Source organism: bacterium, from assembly GCA_021372775.1.
GTDB lineage: Bacteria > Acidobacteriota > Polarisedimenticolia > J045 > J045 > JAJFTU01.
In genome coordinates, this window is sequence record JAJFTU010000365.1 from 1 (window position 1) to 4,008 (window position 4,008).

General features: G+C 73.4%; 4 protein-coding genes. All 4 read left to right on the plus strand.

Translation table 11 applies throughout. The features are described from left to right. Positions 1–566, plus strand: a 566-nt coding sequence (folP, locus tag LLG88_12095) for a dihydropteroate synthase (protein MCE5247643.1), incomplete at its 5' end; no start/stop codon positions are given. A 15-nt stretch (positions 567–581) separates the two neighbouring features. Then, a complete protein-coding gene (gene cdaA / locus LLG88_12100; GenBank protein ID MCE5247644.1) occupies positions 582–1,442 on the plus strand; it encodes a diadenylate cyclase CdaA in 861 nt (286 codons plus the stop codon). Beyond that, positions 1,439–2,353 carry a hypothetical protein gene (locus tag LLG88_12105; GenBank protein ID MCE5247645.1) on the plus strand — a complete coding sequence of 305 codons (915 nt, stop codon included), beginning with the start codon at positions 1,439–1,441 and terminating at the stop codon, positions 2,351–2,353. Before cdaA ends, LLG88_12105 begins: the two co-directional genes overlap by 4 nt. Before the next feature lie 28 nt (positions 2,354–2,381). Continuing rightward, positions 2,382–3,740, plus strand: a complete 1,359-nt coding sequence (glmM, locus tag LLG88_12110) for a phosphoglucosamine mutase (GenBank protein ID MCE5247646.1) — start codon at positions 2,382–2,384, stop codon at positions 3,738–3,740. Positions 3,741–4,008 lie beyond the last annotated feature (268 nt).

Consider the following 4,008-nt stretch of genomic DNA (forward strand, 5'->3'; position numbering starts at 1 on the left):
TCTCGATCGACACGCGCCGCGCGGCGACCGCCCGCGCGACGCTCGACGAGGGCGCCGACCTGATCAACGACATCGCCGGGCTCGGCGACGCCGGCATGGCCGAACTGGCCGCCGGGCGCGGCGTCCCGGTCTGCGTGATGCACATGCGGGGCGAGCCGGGGACGATGCAGTCCAACACCCGCTACGACGACCTTCTCGGCGAAGTCGCGACGTTCCTCGCCGCGCGCGCCGAGGCCGGGCGGAAGGCCGGGATCGCGGATGATAGAATCCTGCTCGATCCGGGCCTCGGCTTCGGCAAGTCCGCGGCGGGAAACGAAGACCTCCTGCGGCGGACGCGCACGTTGGCCGGGCTCGGCTACCCGTTGCTCGTCGGCGCCTCGAGGAAGTCGTTCGTCGGCGCGCGCACGGGCGTCGCGGCCGCGGACCGCCGGCTCGCCGGCAGTCTCGTCGCCGCGGCGGCGGCGGCGTGCGGCGGCGCGGCGGTCGTCCGCGTCCACGACGTCGCGGCGACGCGCGAGGCGCTGGCGATGGCCGCGGCGTTGCGGCCGGGCGCGGGCGGCAGCTAGGACGCGGGGGACGCCGTGGGCCACCTACAGCAGTTGCTGCAAATCGAGCAGCTCAGAGAGCCGTCGGCGATCTTCGACATCGTCATTCTCTGGTTCGTCATCTACCAGATGTTCCAACTGATCCGCCGCACCCGCGCGGTTCAGATGGCCTACGGGCTGCTCGCGTTGGTGGCGCTCTTCCTGCTCACCGACCCGACCGGCTTCCTTCCGCTCCGTTCGGTCCACTTCCTGCTCGGCGCGCTGCTGCCCTACGGCGTCTTCGCCATCATCGTCATCTTCCAAGGGCCGATCCGGCAGGCGCTGGCGACGTTCGGGCGGATGCCGTTCAGCCGCTTCCGCCAGGTGGACCAGTCGCGCAAGATCATCGAGGAGATCGCCCTCGCCGCGACCGCGATGGGCAGCCGCCGCATCGGCGCGCTGATCGTCCTCGAGCGCAGCCAGGGGCTGCGCAACTACATCGAGACCGGCATCGAGCTCGACGCGGTGATCAGCTACGACTTGCTGATCAACATCTTCACGCCGAAGACGCCGCTCCACGACGGGGCGGTGATCGTCGCCGACGGCCGCCTCAAGGGGGCGAGCTGCTTCCTGCCGCTGTCGGTCGATCCCTACATCTCCCGCACGTTCGGCACGCGCCACCGCGCCGCGATCGGCATCACGGAGGAGTCGGACGCGATCGCCGTCGTCGTCAGCGAGGAGCGGGGCGTCGTGTCCGTGGCGATCGACGGCGCGCTGCGCCAGGACCTCGACACGCGCGGGCTGCGCGCGATCCTCGAGGAGTACTGGGCCGCGCCGCGTCCGGCCGCGAAGACCAAGACGAACGAGAAACGGCGCCCGGCGAAGGACGGTCCGCGCGCCGCGGAGGCGGGCCGGTGACCGGCGGATTCCTGCGCCGCAATTGGGGCTTGAAGCTCTTCAGCCTCCTCCTCGCGTACGTCGCGTGGGCCTACGTCGTCAGCCGCTCGCCGTCGGTGCGCTTCGTCAGCGTGCCGGTGGAGTTCGTGCCGCCCGAAGGGATGGCGATCCTCGACTACAACCCGCGCGAGGTCCGCGTGCGGCTGCAGGGGGACGCTCCGGTCCTCAACCGGCTCAACGAGCAGGGGCTCTACGCCCGCGTGCAGCTCGAGCCGTCGCTCAAGGCCGGGCGGCCGCAGAAGATCGCCGTGCAGGACCGCGAGGTGATCGGCGTGCCGAACGGCCTGCTGCGCGAGATCGTCACGCCGTCGCTCACCGTCACCGTCGAGAAGCGGGTCGTCCGCTCGGTGCCGGTGCGGGTGCGGCTCGGCGATCCGCCGCCGACCGGCTTCCGCGTCGTCAAGAGCTGGGCCGAGCCGGACGTCGTCGAGATCTCGGGGCCGGAAGAGTCGATGCGCAGCGTGACCGAGATCCAGACGGAGCCGGTGGACGCGCGCAACCATCGCCGGCCGTTCACGGCGCTGCAGAGCCTGACCAAGCCGGACGCGCTCGTCTCGCTCCGGCCGGAGGCGGTGCGGGTCAACATCCTCGTCGAGGAGGTGCCGGGGCCGGTCGAGATGACGCTGCCGGTGCGTCCGAACCTCGACGGCTTCGACGTCGATCCCGCCACCGTGAAGGCGGTGATCGAGGCGCCCCCCTCGCTGCTGCAGCGGATCTCCGGACGCGTCGCCGCGGTGGCCGACGTGGACGGGCGCAGCAGCACCGCCGGCGTGCGTCTCGACTTCGGCGCGCTGGCGCTCGACGAGACGGCGAAGATCCGCGTCCTGGCGCTCGACCCCGCGCGCGTCCGCGTGCGGCGCAGCGCCCCTTGAACGAAGACCGACCGAAGAGAGACCTTTGATGCGCCAACTGTTCGGCACGGACGGCATGCGCGGCGTCGCCGGCGAGCCGCCCCTCGTTCCCCTCACGCTGCACAAGCTCGGCGGCGCGCTCGTCGAGGCGATCCGCCACGACCGCCCGGACCTCCCCGCGCCGCGGATCGCCGTCGGCATGGACACGCGCGAGTCGTGCGGGTGGATCGCCGCCGCGCTCGCCCGCGGCGTCGCGGACGCCGGCGGGACCGCCGTCGGCGCGGGCGTGCTGCCGACCCCGGCCCTCGCGCTGATCGTGCGCGACGCCGGCTTCGCCGCGGGGCTGATGATCTCCGCCTCGCACAACCCGTATCACGACAACGGCGTGAAGGTCTTCGACTGCCGCGGCGCGAAGCTCCCCGACGAGATCGAGGCGGAGCTCGAGCGGCGGATGGGCGCGGCGCCCGACGCGCCGCTCTCCGCCGAGGAGCTGACGGCGAATCCGCCGCCCGTGGACGAGACGCTGCGCGAGCGGTACCTCGCCTTCCTCGAACGCTGCCTCGCCGGCGCGCGGCTCGAAGGGCTGTCGGTCGTGCTCGACGCGGCGAACGGCGCGGCGTCGGTCGTCGCCCCCGAGGCGTTCCGGCGCGCCGGGGCGCGGGTGACGACGCTCGCCGACGCCCCCGACGGGCGGAACATCAACGACGGCTGCGGCTCGCTCCATCCGGAGCGGATGGCGCGGGAGGTCGTCGCGCGCGGCGCCGACGTCGGCTTCGCCTTCGACGGCGACGCCGACCGCTGCATCGGCGCCACGCGGAGCGGCCGCCTGCTCGACGGCGACTTCTCGCTCTACTACGCCGGCCGCGCGCTGCGCCGCGCGGGGCGTCTCGCCTCGGGCGCCGTCGTCGCCACGGTGATGAGCAACCTCGGGTTGGAGAAGGCGCTGGCGCGGGAAGGGATCGCGATGCTCCGCGCGCCGGTCGGCGACCGCTACGTGCTCGAGGCGATGCGCGCCGGCGGCCACGCGCTCGGCGGCGAGCAGTCGGGACACATCATCTTCGGCGACCTCGCGCCGACCGGCGACGGCACGCTCACCGCGCTGCTGCTCGCCTCGTTCCAGCGCGCCGGCGCGGGCGACGTCGAGGCCGCGCTCGACGAGCTGCCGCGCTTCCCGCAGCGGCTCAGGAACACGCGCGTTTCGGCCAAGCCGCGCATCGAGGACAACCCCGTCCTCGCCGCCGCGGTGCGGCGCGCGGAGACGGAGCTCGGCGCCGACGGGCGCGTCGTCGTGCGCTATTCCGGCACCGAGCCGCTGGCGCGCGTGATGATCGAAGGGCCCGAGCAGGCGCAGGTCGATCGACTCGTGGACGAGATCATCGACGTCTTCCGCCGCGAGGTCGGCGCCTGACGCGTTCGCCGTTCGCGCGGGCGCGCGTCGTCGCGCGCGCCCGCGTCGTCGCCCGCGTCGGACGGACGCAGCCGCCGACAAGTCCTCGTCCTCGAGGCGACGCGCGTCCCCTCGCGGCAGTCGCCTTCATTCCATCGATCTTCCCCGCGCGCCGCGCGCCCGTACATTTTCGCGGACGGGAGGAGACGATGGACCGCCCGCGACGAAGCGAGTGGCGCGAACTGCTGCGGGCGCGGCGCGAGCGGCTGCGCCGCGCGGCGTTCGACGA